This window comes from Candidatus Dadabacteria bacterium (genome assembly GCA_026706695.1).
Lineage (GTDB): Bacteria > Desulfobacterota_D > UBA1144 > Nemesobacterales > Nemesobacteraceae > Nemesobacter.
Genome location: JAPOYE010000030.1, coordinates 1 through 3,063 on the forward strand (window position 1 = coordinate 1; position 3,063 = coordinate 3,063).

The 3,063-nt window shown below is 42.8% G+C and carries 2 protein-coding genes; both read right to left on the reverse strand.

Features of this window, described 5'->3' with window-relative positions; translation table 11 throughout:
• Positions 1-70 precede the first annotated feature (70 nt).
• A complete protein-coding gene (locus OXG10_02470; GenBank protein MCY3826233.1) occupies positions 71-733 on the reverse strand; it encodes a hypothetical protein in 663 nt (220 codons plus the stop codon).
• Positions 734-919: 186 nt separating this feature from the next.
• Positions 920-2,713: a DUF262 domain-containing protein gene (locus OXG10_02475; GenBank protein MCY3826234.1), complete on the reverse strand. Its 1,794-nt coding sequence runs from the start codon at positions 2,711-2,713 to the stop codon at positions 920-922.
• Positions 2,714-3,063 lie beyond the last annotated feature (350 nt).

A 3,063-nucleotide genomic window follows, 5' to 3' on the forward strand; every position in this document is an offset into this window, starting at 1 on the left:
CCGAGGTCTCGAAATCCAGAGGCTGCTTGGGATCAACAATAATCTTCATGTTTTCTGAAAACCGATACCGCTAGAATGGTTCTTCTCCCGAATAACACAACATGTTAATTGGTTCCATAGGCACTTGATTCATGTAACGCAATAGCATGATGAAAAGTGACCAAGGTTCCTTAGCTGGATAGGAGTACAGTTTGCTGCCAGAACTAGGAAGAAGATCAATGGACCTCGGAGCGGGTACGCCGTTTACAAGTTCTCCAGAGATATTAATTAACATGTTTCTTTTGTCGATTGCACTAAGAGCAATTATCGTATCGACCCTCTTAGAAACTTGCAGATTCTTGGATCTTACGATTTCATTGTATGTGTTTAGTAGTGATTCAGCTTTGATACTTCTATAGGCTATGCAGAAGAATATTGACTGCCAATGATCATATGAGCGTCCGAATAGATTGTGAGTTGTCTTTATTGGGCTCTGGCGTTCAAAATAAGCTTTTCTGCGCAGATTTTTGTAACTTGAACACTTATCGAAGCAATTATCAAGTTCGGCCGAGTTGAGATTGGTTTTAATTTCACCGCAGGCATAAGTTGCTTCCACAGGAAACATTTGGGTACCATCGCTCGAAAAGATGAGAGGAGTGTTTAACCTGTCATACAGTATTATATCCAGTTGCTTGGATACACTTCCTGACGAATCAACCACGAATCCATGTGAAATGCCCACTTTTTCAGGCAATATCTGTCCTAACTGAGACCGAAACTGTTGCTCAATAAGCATTCCCATTTCACCTGAGTGGGGTATTGTCCGCCGAATTTGCTCTATTGACGCATTGAGTTTCTCCTGAGCAGTTGACAAGACGTTACGATATGGAGATGTGGTCATCTGATTGTTTCTCTTGAGATTTTAAGTGTCAAATCTTTCCTACAACATTTTGTAGTAGTCGCGTATCTTGGCGGACATCAAACTTCTGCGTTCCCGCAAGAACCTATCATAGTCTTCAATACCTGCCCCGTATATTCCCTTTGGGATACAATGTTCAGTGAGATTAGAGTTCAGTTGATCAATGTCAACTATGTTACCGTAACAAGTCTTTCCGGTTTCGCACTGGTTACATAAAGCTTGAAAATACTCCGCTGGCGAACTGTCACCTATAGCGATGTTGATTTCACTCTGCATTACGACATAGTTGGCAATCTGGTTGTAGCGATTGCGCGGAAGCTTCTTTTTCTTGAGGTAATTGCGTGGAAACACGTGGTGGATGTGGGATGCTCCTTGAAGAAGGTTGGCTACGGAATGCTGATTTGAGAGAAATCCCTTGTCGTTTCCATTTACCTGACTTGCAAGAAACACATTGAAATAAGGACTGCTTGCGACTGATGTATTCATCTGTTGTGGCAAACCCTCATTCCAGAAGGCGTCCGAAAGTTCCGCTCTCTCCAATGCGTCAAGATATGAACTTGCTCCTTGCCCATTAATATTTCGAACATCAACTCCAAAAGCTGTCTCAGGTGAACTTGTGTATCTAGATGTGAGAATTGACATGACAAACCATCGTCTTACTAGAGATTCGATCTGTCCGGAGTCGGCCTTCTGTGCACGTAAAGTCAAATACAGCAGATAAGCAAAATTGACCGTGTTTTGTGACCTGATCATCGAAGTATTTACGAACCCCGCCGAACGAAGAATCATGATGAAACGTTTGAAATTAGTTTCATTCATATACAGCAGAAGTGCTTTTTTAAGTCTGGCAAAGGAACTTTCTGCTATGGTTTCTTCAAATGTGCGCGTTTCAAAATTACGACCGGAGAGTAGAGCGACTAAATCTTCAAGTCGGCCGCGTTTAAACTCTTGGGTAAAGGCCACGCGAAGCATATCGGTGTATGAAGGGTCGTAGAGATCTTCTTTTTCATTCTTTAGCCACTGCATTGCACGAAAGTACTCTGTATTGACGAACTCCGTGTCTTTTGCCAGATCGTTATAAGCTTCGGGTGCTATGGCCAAATGACAAAAATAGTCAATACACTTTCGGAGTCTGTGACCGTCATATTTTTCGCTTGCGGCCATCTTGGACATTGCGAAATCTGCCGCGTTGAGCGAAACGCCCGTGGAATTTATGCGAACGAAAATCTCTGCGACGGTCTCAACGTCAAGGTCGGAGTTAAGGTCAATGAGACCAATTGTATTGTTGCTAATCCCCTGAAGGTGATTTATGCACTCAAAGATATCGTTTTCGTCAGTATTTGGGTTTGTTTTGCAGTATTCTCGCACAAGCACAAAAGTTTTCGTCTGAGGATCGAAGACAGTGGCTATGTCGGCAATCCATTCTGGGTCTTTTTGTATTGCCGGGTTGGTTACCTCAAACTTTTTTTCTCCTGGATGAAAAGCTATAGAGATACGAGTTCTTTTATAATCTTTGTTAATCACCTGTTGCCCTAGCAGTGCTGCGAGAAGCGCCGTTACTCGCTGCTGACCGTCGATCAGGATTTTTTTGCCAGCTGATTCAGAACCATCCTTTAGGCGAATGTTTGGATTTTGCCAAGAAATTAGATACCCAACGGGATAGCCGTTATAGAGCGAGTCAATAAAGTCACGTACTTTCGCGGCACTCCATACAAAGGGACGCTGTATGTCAGGAATGGCAATTTCACCTGCCTTTATCCAAGCTAAAAGAATGGCGATAGGGTGCTGATTTACCGAATAACGTTGAATGGACATAAGTTCCTCCAGAAGGATTACTTATTTAAGCTTGGCGAGAGCAATTCTGCCGAAAGAAGTTTAGCTGAACATCTTTCTTTGAGAAAGAGTTGGTACCCGCCAGAAAAACCTCATTTCTGACGATTTTTCTCCGCCGCACAGAACGCAACAACCGCTTTCGACCCTGTAGAGCAACATAAAAGACGATTATAAGAAATCATAGCCAATTTCATCCCAATTCATGCGGCTGTCTTCTTTTTTCTCGCCAGACTTCCCACTTTTTCTAAAGCGGCTGTCAGGGAGTCTGCTAAGCCACTTTCTTTTCAGTTCTTCCTTTCTCAGAAGTGTTCATTTTTATATTGTCCCAGATC